Here is a 17,535-nt window from a genome sequence, read left to right on the forward strand (position 1 = left end):
CGGTTCAGTTTAGTCTGGTGAGGTGTTGAAGATCGGGTTGACCGGCGGAATCGCCTCGGGGAAGTCCATGGTGGCTTCGCGCCTGAGGGAGCTGGGCGCAGTGCTTGTCGACGCCGACGCACTGGCCCGTGAGGTGGTGGAGCCAGGCACGCCCGGGCTGGCAAGCGTGGCCGCCGCCTTTGGCGCTGCCACACTGACGCCGGACGGCCGGCTCGACCGCCCCCGGCTGGGTGCCCTGGTCTTCGGCGATCCGGAGCGTCTGGCCGTGCTCAATGGGATCATCCACCCCTTGGTGCGGGAGCGCGCCGCAGCGATCGTTGCCGCCGCCCCGGCCGGCGCCGTCGTAGTCCAGGACATCCCGCTGCTGGTCGAAACCGGACAAGGGAGGAACTTCCACCTGGTGGTCGTGGTGGATGCCCCGGACGACGTCCGGATCCAACGCATGGCCGAACACCGCAACATGAGCATCGAGGAGGCGCGCGCCCGGATGAGCGCCCAGGCGGCCCGCGAGGACAGGCTCGCCGCGGCGGACGTCGTGCTGGAGAACTGCGGCACCCCCGAGGAACTCAGGCACGCGGTCGACGCGCTGTGGGGGCAGCGGCTGACGCCGTTCGCGGTGAACCTCAAGGAACTGAGGATTGCCCCGCGGACGGAAGGGCCGGTCCTCGCCCCTGCCGATCCCGCCTGGGCCGCACAGGCCGGCCGGCTGATAGCCCGGCTGCAGACAGTGGTTCCGCGTGATGTCCTGGCCGTGGACCACATCGGGTCCACGGCCGTCCCGGGCCTGGACGCCAAAGATGTGATCGACCTCCAGCTGAGCGTCCGCGACCTCGACGCCGCGGACCGGATCGCGCCGCTGCTGGCCAACGCAGGCTTCCCGCGCTGGCCCGGCATCATCGCCGACAACCCCAAGCCAGCTCACCCGGACCCCGCCGACTGGGGCAAACGGCTGCACGGCAACGCCGATCCCGGCCGGCCCGTGAATCTTCACCTCCGCGCGGCCGGCTCCCCGGGCTGGCGGTACGCCCTGTGCTTCCGCGACTGGCTCCGCGCCGATGCCGCGGCCCGGGCGGACTATGTCGCCGAGAAGAGGCGGGTGGCGGGGCTGCACGAGACGGACAGGTCCACTGCCGGCTACGCGGCCGACAAGGAGGGCTGGTTCACGGGCTACGCCGCGCCCCGGATGGAGGCGTGGGTGCAGCGCACGGGATGGGAGCCGCCGTCGTACCCGGATGATGAGCGGGCGGCCGACGACGAGCGGGCGGACGGCAGCGGTGCCACCGGCGGCGCTGTCAGCCCAGGTACTGCCCAAAGCTGAATCAGGACATCCTGTCGCAGCCCGGCGGTAGATTAGGTACATGAGTCTTGCCCAGGAAATCAACCGTGTCGTGGCGCCCTTTGAGGTCATCAGCGAGTTCCAACCGGCGGGTGACCAGCCGGCCGCCATCGCCGAACTGACCGAGCGCATCAAGAACGGCGAAAAAGACGTCGTGCTGCTCGGCGCCACCGGTACCGGTAAGAGCGCGACGACGGCCTGGCTGATCGAGCAGGTCCAGCGTCCCACCTTGGTGATGGTGCAGAACAAGACGCTCGCCGCGCAGCTGGCCAACGAATTCCGGGAACTGCTGCCGAACAACGCGGTGGAGTACTTCGTCTCCTACTACGACTACTACCAGCCCGAGGCCTACGTCGCCCAGACGGACACCTTCATCGAGAAGGACTCCTCCGTCAACGAGGAAGTCGAACGGCTCCGGCACTCCGCCACCAACGCGCTGCTGACCCGCCGCGACGTGATCGTGGTGGCTACCGTCTCCTGCATCTACGGTCTGGGCACCCCGGAAGAATACATCGCCGGCATGGTGACCCTCCGCAGGGGCGCGGAGATGAACCGCGACGACCTGCTCCGCAAATTCGTCTCCATGCAGTACACCCGCAACGACATGGACTTCCACCGCGGCACGTTCCGGGTGCGCGGCGACACCGTGGAAATCATCCCGATGTATGAAGAACTGGCAATCCGGATCGAGTTCTTCGGGGATGAGATCGAGAACATCCAGACTCTTCACCCATTGACCGGCGAAGTGCTCCGGGACGAGACCGAAATGTACGTCTTCCCCGCCTCCCACTACGTCGCCGGGCCGGAGCGGATGGGCCGGGCCATCAAGAGGATCGAAGACGAACTGGCCGAGCGCCTCGCGGTGCTGGAAAGCCAGAACAAGCTGGTCGAGGCCCAACGGCTCCGGATGCGTACCACCTATGACCTGGAAATGATGCAGCAGATGGGGTTCTGCAACGGCATCGAGAACTATTCCTCGCACATTGACGGCCGCGCCCGCGGGACAGCGCCGCACTGCCTCATCGATTACTTCCCGGACGACTTCCTCCTGGTGATTGACGAATCCCACGTCACCGTCCCGCAGATCGGCGCCATGTACGAGGGCGACATGTCCCGCAAGCGCAACCTCGTGGACCACGGCTTCCGGTTGCCCTCGGCGATGGACAACCGCCCGCTCAAGTGGGACGAGTTCCAGGACCGGGTGGGCCAGACGGTCTACCTCTCAGCCACTCCGGGCAAGTACGAACTCGGCAAGTCCGACGGCTTCGTCCAGCAGATCATTCGCCCCACCGGCCTGATCGACCCCGAGGTCGTCGTGAAGCCCACGAAAGGCCAGATCGATGACCTCTTGGGGGAGATCCGGACCCGCACCGCGAAGAACGAACGAGTCCTGGTCACCACCTTGACCAAGCGGATGGCCGAGGACCTCACGGACTACCTGCTGGGCCATGGCGTGAAGGTGGAGTACCTGCACTCCGACGTCGACACCCTGCGCCGCGTGGAACTCCTGCGCGAACTACGCATGGGCGTCTTCGACGTCCTGGTCGGCATCAACCTGCTCCGTGAAGGCCTCGACCTCCCGGAGGTGTCGCTGGTCAGCATCCTGGACGCGGACAAGGAAGGCTTCCTGCGCTCCTCGACGTCCCTGATCCAGACCATCGGCCGTGCCGCCCGCAACGTGTCCGGCCAGGTGCACATGTACGCGGACCGGATCACCGACTCGATGGCCCATGCCATCGACGAGACGAACCGCCGCCGCGCCATCCAGGTTGCCTACAACACGGAGAAGGGGATCGATCCCCAGCCGCTTCGGAAGAAAATCGCGGACATCACCGACCAGCTGGCCAAGGAAGATGCCGACACCCGCGAGCTGCTGGCCGCGGCCGGCAAGAACCGCGGCAAGGGCAAGGGCGCCGCGCACATCCGCGCGGATGGCCTTGCGGCCGCGCCGGCGGAGGACCTCGTTGGCCTAATCGAGCAGCTGACCGAACAGATGCACGCCGCGGCCGGGGAGCTGCAGTTTGAGCTCGCCGCCCGGCTCCGCGACGAGGTGGGGGAATTGAAGAAGGAACTGCGGCAAATGCAATCCGCTGGGCACGCCTAGGGTAAACTCGGACAAACGTAGGGGAGTATCCCAAGCGCTACGATCGTCAACACGCACGGCTACGATGCCGCGCCGGGCGTAGCGGGCAGCCAGGCGGCGTCATGCGCCAGCGGTCGGAGAGACTTACACCGCTGAGCTGTACCCTACGAAAGGTATTTCCTCGTGCCCGAGCTTCCCCTATGGTTTGAGATCGGCTCGTTTGTCGTCCTCGGCGTCATCCTTGCCATCGACCTGCTGATGGTCCTCAAACGCCCGCATGAGCCCTCCATGAAAGAAGCCGGGTTGTGGGTTGCGTTCTACGTGGCCTTGGCCTTGGTCTTCGCCGGGGCCATGTTCGCCTTTACCGGCCCGGAATTCGGCGGCCAGTTCATCGCCGGCTGGGTGACGGAATACAGCCTGAGCATCGATAACCTGTTCGTCTTCATCATCATCATGGCGCGCTTCTCGGTACCGCGTAAGTACCAGCAGGAGGTGCTCATGGTGGGCATCATCATCGCCCTCATCCTCCGCGGCATATTCATCATGCTCGGCGCCATCGTGATCGAGCAGTTCAGCTGGGTCTTCTACATCTTCGGCGCCTTCCTGCTCTGGACCGCCTGGAAGCAGGCCCAGGACGAGGGCGAGGACGAGGAAGACAAGGAAAACCCGCTGATCGCCCGGATCCGAAGGGTCCTGCCGATGTCCGAGAAGTTCGACGGCGGCAAGCTCCGCACCGTCGTCGACGGCAAGAAGGTCTTCACCCCGATGCTGATCGTCTTCGTGACCATCGGCATGACCGACCTGCTCTTCGCCGTCGATTCCATTCCGGCCATCTTCGGCCTCACCCAGAGCGCCTTCATCGTGTTCACCGCGAACATCTTCGCCCTGATGGGGCTGCGGCAGCTGTACTTCCTGCTCGGCGGCCTCATGAACCGGCTCATCTACCTCAAGCACGCCCTGTCCGTCATCCTGGCGTTCATCGGCGTGAAGCTGGTCCTGCACGCCATGCACGTCAACGAGCTGCCCTTCATCAACGGCGGCCAGCACATTGAATGGGCGCCGGAGATCCCCACATACGTCTCGCTCGGGGTGATCATCGGCACCATCGTCATCGCGGTGGTCGCCAGCCTGATCAGCTCCAAAGCGTCCAAGTCCAAGTTGGACGCCCGGCTGGAAGAAGACTCCCGCAAGAGCCTGAGCGACGTCGACTAGCACCGCCACGTCGATTCTCAGCCGGGGTTCCCGGCAGCGCACAGCAAGCCCCAAACAAGTACGGCGCTGGACCCTCGCGGGTCCAGCGCCGTACTTGTTTGGGCTGGCCGCCCTTAGTTCAGAGGAGTCGTGGCCAGGTCAGCGGCGGGCGGAACGGGCCATGCCCAGCAGCCGCCCGAAGATCGCCTCGCCGTCGTCCGCGATGCCGTCATGGTGGAATTCGCCGGTCTCCCACACGTGCAGGCCCCGGACGGCGGCTGCTGTTTCCAGGGAGAGCTCGCGGTCCACGTAGATGTCGTCCGTATAGACGGCCGCGGCGACGGGAACGGAATTCAGCGCCAGTCGCTCCGGATCGTACAGCGGAGCCCAGTCGTCCTTTTCCGCGAGGAGCCGGGCCACATCCTTTAGCGGGCGCAAGGCGGGGTCCTGCTCGAAGTACCAGGGGTAGACCATTTCCCCGGTCAGGAGCGGCTCAGCGGCGTCGGGATGGAACTCCGGGAACTCCTCCAGCACGCGCCAGGCGGCCCAGTTGGTGGCCTCCGCCTGGCCATAGATGGACTCGTGCATGAGCGCGTACAAGGGGTTCGCGGCCCGGGATGCGAGGCCCCGAACCTGTTCCAGGAAGGCGTCCGAGAGGCGGTCGCCGTCGGGGGTGGCCACGAAGGCGTCTTCGAGCAGGTGGTGCAGCGCGTCCACCCGGGTGTTGCCGCCCAGGAACGAACCCACCATCTGGAACCGTTCCACGGTGAGCCGGCCGCCGTCGGGCAGGAACTCCTCCGTGTCCCGCAGGTGCCTGGCGATCCGGGTAATGGCATCCCGGTCCTCGGGGTACCAGCCAAAATACTCGGCGTTCCTGGCCGCGACACGCCGAAACGTCGCGCGGTACACACGCTCCGCGGCGCCGCCCAGCGGGGCCAGGCCGCCCGTCACGAGCACCTCGCGCAGCCCCTCGGGGGCGAACGACAGGTAGCTGAGCGCGCAGAACCCGCCGTAGCTCTGGCCGTAGATGGTCCAAGGGGCGGACCCCAGGGCGGCCCTGATGGCCTCGGCGTCGGCGACGATCGAGTCGGCGCGGAAGTGCGTCAAGTAGCGGGCCTGGTCCGCGTCGGTGCCGCGCAGGGGCAACGTGTTGCGGTCCACGGCCGAGGACAGGCCGGTGCCGCGCTGGTCCAGCATGAGGATCCTGAAGTCCCTCGCGGCGGCCTTGCTCCAGCCGCCCAGGGACGGGAACCGGTTGCCACGGCCGCCGGGACCACCCTGCAGGAAGAGCAGCCAGGGAAGCTCGGCGGCGTCTTCCTCGCTGTGTTCCGTGGAGACATACTCACGGGCGAACACCGAAATGGTCTCGCCGCGGCGCCCCGCCTCGCTGAAGTGGTCCAAGGGGACCTGGAAGTAGTGTTCAGCGGTCCGCATTCCACGGTAGGTGTGGCGTGCTCGGACGCTGTGACGGGCGCTGCGCGGGGCGTCGGACGCAGCCTCCAGGAGGGAGGCTCCCATGAGCCCTGTCAGCGGAAGATCAGCCACGGTTGGCCGCCTCGCGGGAACCGGCGGGGGAGGCTGTGCCGGAAACTGGGCGGCCGCCGCCGAATGCTGCCAGCGCCGGTCCGGCCAGTCGGAACGTGGACCATTCCTCCATGGGGGCGGCGCCAAGCTTCTTGTAGAACTGGATGGAGGGCTCGTTCCAGTCCAGGACACTCCATTCGACGCGCGCATAACCGCGGTCGACGGCGGTCGCGGCCAGATACTGCAGGAGGGCCTTCCCGTGGCCCTCGCCGCGGGCCTCCGGCCTGACGTAGAGGTCCTCCAGGTAGATCCCGTGGACGCCTTCCCACGTGGAGTAGTTCAGGAACCAGAGAGCGAATCCCCGCACCTCGCCGGCCGCGTTCTCCGCCATGGTGGCGAAGACCCTCGGATTCTCGCCGAAGAGGGCCTCGGTGAGCAGCTCCGGGGTGTTCCGGACGGCCTCCGGTTCCTTCTCGTAGAGGGCGAGGTCGTGGATCATCTGCAAGATGGCAGGGACGTCAAGAGGCGCGGCAGGCCGGATTACACTCATTATTCGAGTTTACTCGCGGCGCGAACCGTCCCCGGGCCGCCACCCCCCGTCTAGAGGCGGTTAACGTCCGTGACGCGGACGACGGCGGTCCCGGACTCGTCCGAGGCTGCCAAGTCCACCTCGGCGGAGATGCCCCAGTCGTGGTTCCGGGCCGGATCGTCAAAGATTTGCCGGACCTTCCACACACCGGGTTCCTCGGTGATGATCAGCAGCCCGGGGCCGCGGGCGTCCGGTCCGGTGCCGATGTCGTTGTGTTCGTCGAAGTAGTCATCCAGGACGTCCTCCCAGCGCTCCGCGTCCCAGCCGGAACCGGCGTCGAGCTCGCCCAGGGCGGTGGCGGCCTCATCGGCGAACAGTTCCACGCGGCGGAACATCTCGTTGCGCACCATCACCCGGAAGGCCCGGATGTTGGAGGTCAGCGACGGCGGCGGGGGCGGGGGAGCGTCGTGCGGTGTGGGCGCCGCGCCGGACGTCAGTTCTTCCCATTCGTCGAGCAGGCTGGAGTCCACCTGGCGGACCAATTCGCCCAGCCAGGCGATAAGGTCCTCGAGGTCCTCCCGGAGGGCGTCCTGCGGGACAGTCTGGCGGAGCGCCTTGAAACCGTCGGCGAGGTAGCGCAGCACGATCCCCTCCGAGCGGGCCAGGCCGTAGAACTGGACGAATTCGCCGAAATTCATGGCGCGCTCGTACATGTCCCGGACCACGGACTTGGGCGCGAGCTCGAAGTCGCCGACCCAAGGCGCGGCCTTGCGGTAGACATCGAAGGCCTCGCCGAGGATCTCCGCGAGCGGCTGCGGGTAGGTGACCTCCTCGAGCATCGCCATCCTCTGGTCGTACTCGATGCCGTCGGCCTTCATCGCCGCGATGGCTTCGCCGCGTGCCTTCTTCTGCTGTGCGGTCAGGATCTGGCGCGGCTTCTCCAGGGTCGCCTCGATCACGGACACAACGTCCAGGGCGTACGACGGCGACTCCGGGTCCAGCAGTTCCAGTGCGGCGAGGGCGAACGGGGACAGGGGCTGGTTGAGGGCAAAGTTGGCCTGCAGGTGGACGGTGAGCCGGACCGTGCGGCCGTCCGGCCCCTGCTCCTGCGGCGGGATTCGCTCCACGACGCCGGCGGCGAGCAGCTCGCGGTAGATGCCCAGGGCCTTCTTCATAAGGCGCAGCTGGGCCGGGCGGGTTTCGTGGTTTTCGGTGAGCAGGCGGCGGGCTGCCTGGAAGGGGTCGCCGGGGCGTTCCATGAGGTTCATGAGCATCGCGTGCGTCACGGTGAAACTCGACGTGAGCGGATCGGGAACAGACTCGACCAGCCGCTTGTAGGTCGGCTCGCCCCAGGACACGAAACCTTCCGGTGGCTTCTTCTTGACCACCTGGCGCAGCTTCTTCTGGTCGTCGCCGAACTTGGCGGTGGCCTTGGCCATCGCCTTTACGTTCTCCGTCACGTGCTCCGGGGCCTGGACCACCACGGTCCCGGAGGTGTCGTAGCCGGCGCGTCCGGCCCGGCCGGCGATCTGGTGGAATTCGCGGGAGTTCAGCAGCCGGGTGCGGACGCCGTCGTACTTGCTCAGGGCCGTGAGCAGCACGGTGCGGATGGGCACGTTGATGCCGACCCCCAGGGTGTCCGTGCCACAGATGACCTTCAGCAGGCCGGCCTGGGCAAGCTGTTCGACCAGCCGGCGGTACTTCGGCAGCATGCCGGCGTGGTGGACGCCGATGCCGTGCCGGACCAGCCGGTTGAGGGTTTTGCCGAAGCCCGCGGCGAAGCGGAACCCGGCGATGAGCTCGGCAATCTTGTCCTTTTCCTCGCGGGTGCAGACGTTGATGCTCATCAGGTTCTGGGCCCGGTCGATCGCTTCGACCTGGCTGAAATGGACCACGTAGACCGGGACCTGCTTGGTGGCGAGCAGTTCCTCAAGGGTCTCGTGGACCGGGGTCTGCTCGTAGTAGTAGTGCAGCGGAATGGGTCGTTCTGCGGAACTGACCGTGGTGGTCGCGCGGCCGGTCAGGTTGCGGAGGCCGTCCTCGAAACGGCTGACATCGCCGAGGGTCGCTGACATCAGCAGGAACTGCGCCTGGGGCAGTTCCAGCAGCGGCACTTGCCACGCCCAGCCGCGCTGCGGGTCCGAGTAGAAGTGGAATTCGTCCATGATGACGGCCCCGAGTTGGGCCGCCGCACCTTCGCGCAGGGCGATGTTGGCAAGGATTTCAGCGGTGCAGCAGATGATCGGGGCGTCCTGGTTGACGCCGGAGTCGCCGGTGATCATGCCGACGTTGTCCGCACCGAAGATCTCGCAGAGGGCGAAGAACTTTTCCGAGACGAGGGCCTTGATCGGGGCGGTGTAGTAACTGCGTTGCCCGCGGGCCATGGCCTGGAAGTGCGCGGCGATGGCCACGAGGGATTTTCCGGATCCGGTCGGCGTGGCCAGGATGACGTTGGAACCGGCGGCCAGCTCCATCACGGCCTCGTCCTGGGCGGTGTAGAGGGCAAGGCCGCGGGTCTCGGTCCACTCGACAAACCGGGTGTAGAGCTCGTCCGGGTCCAGGGCCGTCCTGCCGGGGACTCGGGCGGCCGGGGCGGGGAGCTGATCAACGAGTTTCATTGCTGTCCAGCTTAGTGCCCGCGGTGTGCCCGCGGCACCGGCGGGAGCCTGCGCCACACGCAGCGACTGTAGGCCTCCTTGGCTGGCCTACGGGGCGGGGCTAGGCTTCGGGTAGGACGACTTTGCCCGGAACTGGAGGCGCCATGAAGTGGGATCCCGAGAAATATGTGCAGTTCGGGGATTACCGGGACAGGCCATTTTTTGACCTGACGGGGCGGATTCACGCCGAAGCCCCGCGGCACGTCGTGGACCTCGGCTGCGGTCCCGGCAACCTGACCGCGACGCTCGCGGACCGGTGGCCGGGCGCCCAGGTGGTGGGCCTGGATTCTTCGCCGGAAATGCTGGCCACTTCGAAGGATTACGCCGCCGCGGCGGCCAATCTGTCGTACGAACTGGCCGACATCGCGCACTGGCTGCCGTCCGGAGACACGGACGTGGTGGTCACCAACGCCGCCTTGCAGTGGGTGCCCGGGCACCGGAAGATGTTGCCCGCATGGCTCGATGCCCTCAAGCCGGGCGCCTGGTTCGCACTTCAGGTGCCGGGGAACTTCAACGCCCCGTCCCACACCCTGATGCGGGAACTGGCCGAGTCCCCGGCCTGGGCGGGGCGGCTCGCCGGGGTTCTGCGCCACGAAGACGTGGTGGGGGAAGCGGCGGAATACCTGGAGATCATGCTGGACGCTGGTTGCGCCGCCGACGCCTGGGAGACCACCTACCTGCAGCTGCTCCCGGGCGCCCACCCCGTTTTGGACTGGGTCCGCGGCACTGGACTCAGGCCGGTCCTCGCGGCCCTCCCCGAGGACGAGGCCAGGGAGTTCGAGGCCGAATATTCGGCGCGGCTGGACGAGGCGTATCCAGCGGGCCGGCACGGGACCGTCTTCCCGTTCCGGCGCACGTTCGCGGTGGCGCAAAAAACCGGGTGAGCGGCGTGTCTGTAGCATGACACGAAGCACTCCGGAATGGGGCTTACAATGACGTGGCGGTATGGGGGCAGCCGTTAGGCTGATTCCATTCCGGGCCCTGGGCTAGTTATGGAGGTTCGGTGCTTATAGGCCTGATGTCGCGGCTGCTGTCCGCGCACAAGGGGAGCGTGCTGGCCATCGCTGTGCTGCAGCTCGTCCAAGCCACTGCCAACCTGCTCCTGCCCACCCTGAACGCCGCGATCATCGACGACGGCATCATCGGCGGGGACCACGGGGAAATCCTCCATCTCGGCGGCTGGATGGCCGGAATCGCCGCCGTTCAGGTGATCACGGCCATCGCGGCCGGTTATTTGGGCGCCGTCGTCGCCATGGAGATCGGCGGCCAACTGCGGCAGGAACTTTTCGCGAAGGTGCAGTCCTTCTCCTCCCAGGAGGTCAGCGCCTTCGGTGCGCCCAGCCTCGTCACCCGGGCCACCAACGACGTCGCCCAGATCCAAAACCTGGCCATCTTGGTTTTCATCATGCTGATTGCCGCACCAGCGATCTTCGTCGGCGGCATCGTGCTGGCCGTGCACCAGGATGTTGTGCTGTCCTGGATCGTGGTGGTGGTGATCCCGGTCCTCACGGTGATCATGACAGTGATCGTGCGCCGCCTGATTCCCCTGTACCGGCAAGGCCAGGGGCTCCTTGACCGGATCGGCCGGGTGCTGCGCGAACAGATCATCGGCGCCAATGTCATCCGCGGCTTCGTCCGGCAGGACCACGAAATCCGCCGCTTCGATGAAGCGAACAAGGACCTCACCCGGAACAACCTGAAATCCGCCCTCCTGGTCGCCGCCATGATGCCGATGATCATGTTCGTGGTCAACCTGTCTTCCGTGTTCGTGGTGTGGTTTGGCGGCCACCGGATCGACGCCGGCGAAATGCGGCTCGGGGCGCTCACGGCGTTTATCGCCTACATCCTGCAGATCCTGATTGCCATCATGATGGCGATGTACGTCTTCATGACCGCCCCCCGGGCGGCGGCGTGCGCCGAGCGGATCCGCGAGGTGCTGGACACGCAACCGGCCATCGCGGATCCGGTCGCCCCCGCTGGCAGCGCCCCTGCCGGCCAGATACCTCCTTCCGGCGGCACTGTCGAATTCCGGAACGTGTCCTTCGCCTATCCCGGCGCCGAAGCGCCCGTGCTGGACGGCGTCTCGTTCACCGCCAGGGCCGGGACCACGACGGCGATCATCGGGGCGACCGGCAGCGGCAAGACGACGCTCCTGAACCTGCTTCCCCGCTTCCTTGACGCGACCGCCGGCGGGATCAGCATCGGCGGGCGCAACGTGCGGGCCATGCCGCTGGAGGCCCTGCGGGACCTCATCGCGATGGTCCCGCAGCAGTCCTATCTCTTCACTGGCACGGTCGCGGATAACCTCCGGCTCGGCTCGCCCGCCGCGGACGAGCCCGAATTGTTGCAGGCGCTCGAGGCTGCCCAGGCCGCCGACTTTGTCCGCGCCCTGCCATTAGGTCTCGAAGCGCCCGTGAGCCAGGGCGGCACCAACTTCTCCGGCGGCGAACGGCAACGCCTGTGCATCGCGCGGGCACTGCTCAAGAAGGCCCCCGTCTACCTGTTCGACGACAGCTTCTCAGCCCTGGACTACGGAACCGACGTCAGGCTCCGCGCGGCCATCGAGCCTCTGTTGCGCTCGGCCACCGTGCTGATCGTGGCCGAACGGGTGTCAACCATTGTGGACGCCGGGCTGATCCTCGTTCTGGAGGACGGCCGAGTCGTCGCTCAGGGGACGCACAGCGAGCTCATGGAGTCCTCGCCCAGCTACCAGGAAATTGCCGATTCCCAGCTGGTCCTGGAGGAAACCCCGTGAGCCGCGGCGGGGCACACCGCGCCGGGACCGCTGCTGGGCCCGGCGTCCCGGAACGCATCAAGTGGCCCACCGCCGCACGGCTGCTGCGCCTGCTCCTGCCGCTGAGATGGCGGATGGCCGGTGTCATCGCCGCCACCTGTGCGTTCGTGACACTCAACGTTGCGGCCCCGAAAGTCCTGGGCGACGCCACCGACGTCGTCGTCGCGGGCTTCCTGGGCGGCTCCCTCGACGAGCAAGCCCTGGCCGAGCGTCTACTGGCGGTCTCTGCCATGTACGTTGGGGCGTCGCTGTTCAGCTGGATCCAGGGCAGCCTGACCGCCACGGCGGTGCAGCGCCTCAGCTACGGGCTCCGCGGCTCCGTGGAGCAAAAACTCCACCTGCTGCCGTCCAGCCATTTCGAGGAGCAGCGCCGCGGCGACGTGCTCAGCCGGGCCACGAACGACGTCGACAATATCTCCCAGGCGCTCAACCAGCTCCTGAATCAGCTGATCATGTCCATCCTCATGCTCTCCGCCGCACTCGCCATGATGCTGTGGCTCTCGCCCCTGCTGGCATTGATCGCTGTCCTGTCGGTACCGGTGTCCACGGCCATCACCGTGCTCGTGGCCCGGCACTCCCAGGCCCACTTCAAGGAGCAGTGGAGCAGCACGGGGGCACTGAACGCCCAGCTCGAAGAGTTCTTCACCGGGCACGAAGTGGTCAAGGCGTTCGGCCGGAAGGAGGCCTCGGCGGAGAGCTTCCGGGAGTGCAATGACAAGCTCACGCGATCGAGCACCCGCGCCCAGTACTTGTCCGGCATCGTGCAGCCGCTGTTGATGTTTGTCGCCAACCTCAACTACATTGCGGTGGCCGTTGTGGGGGCGCTCCAGGTCACCGCGGGGGCGATGACCATCGGCGGCATCCAGGCCTTCGTCCAGTTCTCCCGCCTCTTCAGCCAGCCCGTGGGCCAGATCGGCGGAATGCTGAACCTCATGCAATCCTGCCTGGCCTCGGCCGAGCGCGTGTTTGAGCTGCTCGATGCTCCGGAAATCCCGCCGGACAGTGCCGTGCCGGCCGTTTCGGCCAACGGCGCCGGGAAGCTTCACCGCGCCGCCGCCCCGCGAAAACTCCACGTCCCGCGCAAATCCACCAATGGGCGCAAAACCCGTGCCCCGGGCAGGTCCCAAATCCCAACGAACTGGGGCGCTGTGGCGGGCCGGGTCACGTTCGAGCACGTCAGCTTCGGTTACAGCCCCGGCACCCCCGTAGTGAAGGACCTCTCCTTCACAGTGGAGCCGGGACAGACTGTGGCAATCGTGGGACACACCGGGGCCGGCAAAACCACCGTGGTCAACCTCCTGATGCGGTTCTACGAACTCGACTCCGGGCGGATCATGGTGGACTCGACCGACATCGCCACCATCCCGCGGGACGAGCTCCGCAGCGCCTTCGGCACCGTCCTGCAGGATGCCTGGCTGTTCACTGGCAGCATCCGGGAGAACATCGAATACGGCCGGCCCGGTGCCACCGAGGCCGACATCGTGGCGGCGGCCCGCGCCAGCCACGTGGACCAGTTCGTCAGGTCCCTTCCGGCCGGCTACGGCACGATGCTCGGCAACGACGGCGACTCGCTGAGCCGGGGCCAGCGCCAGCTCGTCTCGATCGCGCGGGCGCAGATCGCCGGGCGCAGCATCCTGGTCCTGGACGAGGCGACGAGTTCCGTTGACAGCCGCACCGAGGTGCAGATCCGGCATGCGATGGAGCGGCTGCGGGAAGGTCACACGAGCTTCGTGATCGCGCACCGTTTGTCCACGGTGCGGGACGCTGATCTAATTCTCGTCATGGACCACGGACGAATCGTTGAACACGGGACTCATCAGCAGTTGATGGCCAGGCTCGGACTCTACAAGGATCTGTACGAGGCGCAGTTCGCCGGTCGCGAACAGGTCCCGGCCGTCCAGGAGGCGGAACAGTGAGTCCCGCGGATACCGCGGGGGAGCGTTTTCCCGGTGCCTGGCGGCCCAATCCTGCCAGCTCCGTGCCCCTCTTCGAACAGCTCCGGCTATACGTGATTGAACGCGCCGACAACGGCACCCTCGCGCCGGGCACCAGGCTTCCGGCGGTGCGGAGCCTCGCCGGCGAACTTGGCGTGGCACCCCACACCGTGGCGCGGGCCTACAAGGAGCTCGAGGCCGCCGGCGTCGTGGTGACGCGGGGCCGGAACGGCACAGTTGTGTGTGCCCGCGATGCGGCCTGGAGCTCGCTGTCCGCCGCAGCCGCCGAGTTCGCCGCGGCTGCCAAAGCCCAGGGCGCGAGTTTCGCCGAGGCTGTGCAATTGCTGGCCGCCGCTTACGACCGCCAGTAGCACATCCGGCGCTGCCCCTGACGCGCGGAATAGTTTTTCGAAGAAGTTTTCGATTAGCATTAGATTCGTGCCTAAAGCTGTAGCTGAAGATCCAGCCGTTGAAGTCCATTCCGCCGTCGAGTCGCTGGCAGCCCGGGATGCCGCCCTGTCCCGCCCCGTCGTGAAGCGTCCAGACATGACGCGACTGGTGGTCAAGGGCGCCCGCGAGCACAACCTGCGCAACGTGGACCTGGACCTGCCGCGCGATGCCATGATCGTGTTCACCGGCCTGTCCGGCTCCGGCAAGTCCTCCCTCGCCTTCGACACCATCTTCGCCGAGGGCCAACGCCGCTACGTCGAGTCGCTCTCCGCCTATGCCCGGCAGTTCCTGGGCCAGGTGGACAAGCCCGACGTCGACTTCATCGAGGGCCTTTCGCCGGCGGTCTCCATCGACCAGAAGTCCACGAGCAAGAACCCGCGCTCCACTGTGGGCACCATCACCGAGATCTACGACTACATGCGCCTGCTGTGGGCCCGCGTGGGCCGGCCGTATTGCCCCGTCTGCGGGGAGCTGGTGACCAAGCAGACTCCGCAGCAGATCGTGGACCAGCTGCTCGAACTCCCGGACGGCACACGCTTCCAGGTGCTGGCCCCCGTGGTCCGCGGCCGCAAGGGCGAATTCGTGGACCTCTTCAAGGAACTCACCGCCAAGGGCTACTCGCGGGCCCGTGTGGACGGCGAGCTGGTGCACCTGAGCGATCCGCCGAAGCTGGGCAAGCAGTTCAAGCACACCATCGAAGTGGTGGTAGACCGCCTGGTGGTCAAGGACGGCATCAGCCAGCGCCTGACCGACTCCGTCGAAACCGCCCTCGGCCTGGCGGAGGGCCGCATTTTGGCCGAATTCGTTGACCTCGACGCGGACGACCCCGAGCGGATCCGGGCGTTCTCCGAACACCTCGCCTGCCCCAACGAGCACCCCCTGGCGATCGACGAGATCGAGCCCCGCTCCTTCTCGTTCAACAACCCTTTCGGCGCCTGCAGCGCGTGCAGCGGCATCGGCACCAAGCTGGAAGTCGATGAGGAACTCCTGATCCCCAACCCGGAGCTCTCGCTCTCCGAGGGCGCCATCGCGCCGTGGTCCCTGGGCACCGCCACCACGGAGTACTGGAACCGGCTGCTGGCCGGCCTCGCGGACGAGCTCGGGTTCTCCATGACGACTCCGTGGGAGAAGCTCGACGCCGACGTCCGGCAGACAGTCCTGCACGGCAAGGACCACAAGGTGGTGGTGCAGTACCGCAACCGCTTCGGCCGGGAACGCAAGTACAGCACCGGTTTTGAGGGCGTCGTCCAGTACGTCCACCGCAAGCATGGCGAGACCGATTCGGACTCTGCGCGCGACCGCTACGAGGAGTACATGCGCCAGGTCCCATGCCCGGCCTGCAACGGCGCACGGCTAAACCCGGCCTCCCTCTCGGTGCTGATCAACGGCAAGTCAATCGCCGAGGTCGCCGCGCTGCCGATGCGAGACTGCGCAGACTTCCTCGACAACCTCGTCCTCACCGGCCGCGAAGCCCAGATCGCCCACCAGGTCCTCAAGGAAATCCAGGCCCGGCTGACCTTCCTCCTCGACGTCGGACTTGAATACCTGAACCTGGAACGACCCTCCGGCACCCTGTCCGGCGGCGAGGCCCAGCGCATCCGGCTGGCCACCCAGATCGGCTCCGGCCTCGTGGGCGTGCTCTACGTCCTCGACGAGCCCTCAATCGGCCTGCACCAGCGGGACAACCGCCGCCTGATCGAGACCCTGACCCGGCTCCGGGACCTCGGCAACACCCTGATCGTGGTGGAGCATGACGAGGACACCATCCAGGAGGCCGACTGGGTAGTGGACATCGGGCCGGGCGCCGGCGAGCACGGCGGCATGGTGGTCCATTCCGGCTCCTACCAAGACCTGCTAAAAAATACGGCCTCGCTGACCGGTGACTACCTCTCGGGCCGGAAGAAAATCGAGATCCCCAAAAAGCGGCGCAAGTACGACAAGAAGCGCGAGCTCAAGGTGGTCGGGGCCAAGGAAAACAACCTCCTGAACATCGATGCCAGCTTCCCGCTGGGCCTCTTCACCGCCGTCACCGGCGTCAGCGGCTCAGGCAAGTCCACCCTGGTGAACGAGATCCTGTACAAAGTGCTCGCCAACAAGCTCAACGGCGCCAAGCAGGTGGCCGGCCGGCACAAGTCCGTTCAGGGCCTCGAGCACCTGGACAAGGTGGTGCACGTCGACCAGAGCCCCATCGGACGAACCCCGCGCTCGAACCCGGCCACCTACACCGGCGTGTTCGACCACATCCGGAAGCTCTTCGCCGAGACCACCGAGGCCAAGGTCCGCGGCTACCTGCCGGGCCGGTTCTCCTTCAACGTCAAGGGCGGCCGCTGCGAGGCGTGCTCCGGCGATGGCACGCTGAAGATCGAGATGAACTTCCTGCCGGACGTCTACGTCCCTTGTGAGGTCTGCCACGGCGCCCGGTACAACCGAGAAACCCTGGAGGTGCACTACAAGGGCAAGACCATCGCGGACGTGCTGAACATGCCCATCGAGGAAGGGGCCGAGTTCTTCGCGGCCTTCTCACCGATCGCGCGGCACCTCAACACGCTCGTCGACGTCGGCCTTGGCTACGTCCGGCTGGGCCAGCCCGCCACCACGCTCTCCGGCGGCGAGGCGCAGCGCGTGAAGCTCGCGGCCGAGCTCCAGAAACGCTCCAACGGCCGCAGCGTCTACGTCTTGGATGAGCCCACCACAGGCCTGCACTTCGAAGACATCCGCAAGCTCCTCATGGTGCTGCAGGGCCTCGTGGAGAAGGGCAACACGGTGATCACGATCGAACACAACCTCGATGTCATCAAGAGCGCGGACTGGATCGTGGACCTGGGCCCCGACGGCGGCTCGGGCGGCGGCCGGGTGATCGCCTCCGGAACGCCGGAGCAGGTGGCCAAGTCGAGCGAAAGCTACACGGCAACGTTCCTCGCCGAGCTCCTCGCCTGACCACCCGCCGGGGACCGTGCGGGCGGGAGAGAGAACATGCTTTCGCCCGCACGCGTCCCGCCCGCACGGGAATGCCTTCCCCCGACGAACCCGCCTGATG

Annotated in this window: 11 protein-coding genes; 8 read left to right on the forward strand and 3 right to left on the reverse strand. The window is 66.7% G+C overall.

The features are described 5' to 3' along the window. Positions 1 to 22 precede the first annotated feature (22 nt). The 3 genes from coaE to AC1DKQ_RS04015 all read left to right on the forward strand — a co-directional run bounded on the left by coaE (position 23) and on the right by AC1DKQ_RS04015 (position 4,631). Positions 23 to 1,318: a dephospho-CoA kinase gene (gene coaE, locus AC1DKQ_RS04005; RefSeq protein WP_476918274.1), complete on the forward strand. Its 1,296-nt coding sequence runs from the start codon at positions 23 to 25 to the stop codon at positions 1,316 to 1,318. 40 nt (positions 1,319 to 1,358) lie between these two features. After that, positions 1,359 to 3,440 (forward strand): excinuclease ABC subunit UvrB, encoded by a 2,082-nt coding sequence (uvrB, locus tag AC1DKQ_RS04010; protein WP_476883287.1) that lies wholly within the window; start codon positions 1,359 to 1,361, stop codon positions 3,438 to 3,440. A 162-nt stretch (positions 3,441 to 3,602) separates the two neighbouring features. After that, entirely contained in the window at positions 3,603 to 4,631 is a 1,029-nt protein-coding gene (locus AC1DKQ_RS04015; protein ID WP_277523753.1) for a TerC family protein, read from the forward strand. 138 nt (positions 4,632 to 4,769) lie between these two features. Here AC1DKQ_RS04015 and AC1DKQ_RS04020 read toward each other — a convergent pair whose 3' ends face one another. The 3 genes from AC1DKQ_RS04020 to AC1DKQ_RS04030 are packed head-to-tail and all read right to left on the reverse strand — an operon-like array spanning position 4,770 to position 9,281. Next, positions 4,770 to 6,128 carry an alpha/beta fold hydrolase gene (locus tag AC1DKQ_RS04020; protein WP_476918368.1) on the reverse strand — a complete coding sequence of 453 codons (1,359 nt, stop codon included), beginning with the start codon at positions 6,126 to 6,128 and terminating at the stop codon, positions 4,770 to 4,772. Positions 6,129 to 6,147: 19 nt separating this feature from the next. Next, the gene (locus AC1DKQ_RS04025; RefSeq protein ID WP_476918275.1) at positions 6,148 to 6,684 is read right to left on the reverse strand and encodes an N-acetyltransferase family protein; all 537 of its coding nucleotides are present in this window, start codon (positions 6,682 to 6,684) and stop codon (positions 6,148 to 6,150) included. 50 nt (positions 6,685 to 6,734) lie between these two features. Continuing rightward, a complete protein-coding gene (locus AC1DKQ_RS04030) occupies positions 6,735 to 9,281 on the reverse strand; it encodes a DEAD/DEAH box helicase (protein ID WP_476918276.1) in 2,547 nt (848 codons plus the stop codon). A 143-nt stretch (positions 9,282 to 9,424) separates the two neighbouring features. Here AC1DKQ_RS04030 and AC1DKQ_RS04035 point away from each other — a divergent pair, with 143 nt between their 5' ends. The 5 genes from AC1DKQ_RS04035 to uvrA all read left to right on the forward strand — a co-directional run bounded on the left by AC1DKQ_RS04035 (position 9,425) and on the right by uvrA (position 17,435). Then, the gene (locus AC1DKQ_RS04035) at positions 9,425 to 10,204 is read left to right on the forward strand and encodes a trans-aconitate 2-methyltransferase (protein ID WP_476883290.1); all 780 of its coding nucleotides are present in this window, start codon (positions 9,425 to 9,427) and stop codon (positions 10,202 to 10,204) included. 134 nt (positions 10,205 to 10,338) lie between these two features. Beyond that, positions 10,339 to 12,075, forward strand: a complete 1,737-nt coding sequence (locus AC1DKQ_RS04040; protein ID WP_476918369.1) for an ABC transporter ATP-binding protein — start codon at positions 10,339 to 10,341, stop codon at positions 12,073 to 12,075. 113 nt (positions 12,076 to 12,188) lie between these two features. Next, positions 12,189 to 14,030: an ABC transporter ATP-binding protein gene (locus tag AC1DKQ_RS04045; RefSeq protein WP_476918370.1), complete on the forward strand. Its 1,842-nt coding sequence runs from the start codon at positions 12,189 to 12,191 to the stop codon at positions 14,028 to 14,030. Next, a complete protein-coding gene (locus tag AC1DKQ_RS04050) occupies positions 14,027 to 14,419 on the forward strand; it encodes a GntR family transcriptional regulator (RefSeq protein ID WP_476918277.1) in 393 nt (130 codons plus the stop codon). Before AC1DKQ_RS04045 ends, AC1DKQ_RS04050 begins: the two co-directional genes overlap by 4 nt. A 67-nt stretch (positions 14,420 to 14,486) precedes the next feature. After that, the gene (uvrA, locus tag AC1DKQ_RS04055) at positions 14,487 to 17,435 is read left to right on the forward strand and encodes an excinuclease ABC subunit UvrA (protein WP_476918278.1); all 2,949 of its coding nucleotides are present in this window, start codon (positions 14,487 to 14,489) and stop codon (positions 17,433 to 17,435) included. Positions 17,436 to 17,535: the final 100 nt, after the last annotated feature.

It is taken from the genome of Arthrobacter sp. 05L421, assembly GCF_056397785.1.